Raw genomic sequence first — 717 nt, 5'->3', positions numbered from 1 at the left:
GCATCGCTCCTCGCCCTGTCAACTTACGCATCCAGCCCGCTGGTCGTCCCATAAACACCTCCTCGATCAAAGGTGTTGCGACGACCGGTTGAATCCGCCTTGGGCCCCCTGGTCGGAATGCAAAATCACGCCCTCATGACGTCGCTGCTGGAGGGCCATGTCGAGCGCACGCAACATCAGTTCGGTGTACAAGTGGTTCGACATCGCCCAGCCGACGATGCGCCGGCTGAAGACATCAAGCACCACAGCCAGATAGAGAAAGCCCTCTGTTGTCGGAAGCGGAGTAAGAGACAGGGCGTAGTCGAACTATTTCCCCGCCTCTCCTCCCCGAACCGGACCTGCACTTTTCAGCGCATCCGGCTCTCCATTCAAGTGTTGCTCATAGCAAAGGCAACATCGGCATAGCGCGACTCGATGGTCCTTCGTGTCTCATCGCGCATGATGTACGGATTTTCCATCGGGGTACGCCAGGTGAAACGACCCTTGCGGCTGGTAACAAGACGCCGAAGCGCCACCGCTCCGTACCAACCTCGACTAGTTTGGCCCTGCAGCACCCATGTCGTTGCCTGTCCCGGCTCTGGTGCGCGGATGTATTCGCGCATCAGCGATCTGAACCCGTGTCAGCGTCGGATAGATACTCCTCATTTTCGTCGAAGTAAATTTCCCCAGTTTTTGTTTGGCGCCGCCGCGTAAGCGGTGGCGCCCCGTCGATCACCG

1 pseudogene is annotated in these 717 nt (G+C 58.4%); it reads right to left on the bottom strand.

Annotation, left to right across the window (positions count from 1 at the left end):
* Positions 1–99 precede the first annotated feature (99 nt).
* Positions 100–285: pseudogene (locus QCE73_RS33885) on the bottom strand (DDE-type integrase/transposase/recombinase); the annotation flags it as partial.
* Positions 286–717: the final 432 nt, after the last annotated feature.

Source organism: Caballeronia sp. LZ029, from assembly GCF_031451275.1.
GTDB lineage: Bacteria > Pseudomonadota > Gammaproteobacteria > Burkholderiales > Burkholderiaceae > Caballeronia > Caballeronia jiangsuensis.
The sequence above is the reverse complement of the archived record's forward strand: the minus strand, read 5'-3'. Positions and strand labels throughout refer to the sequence as shown.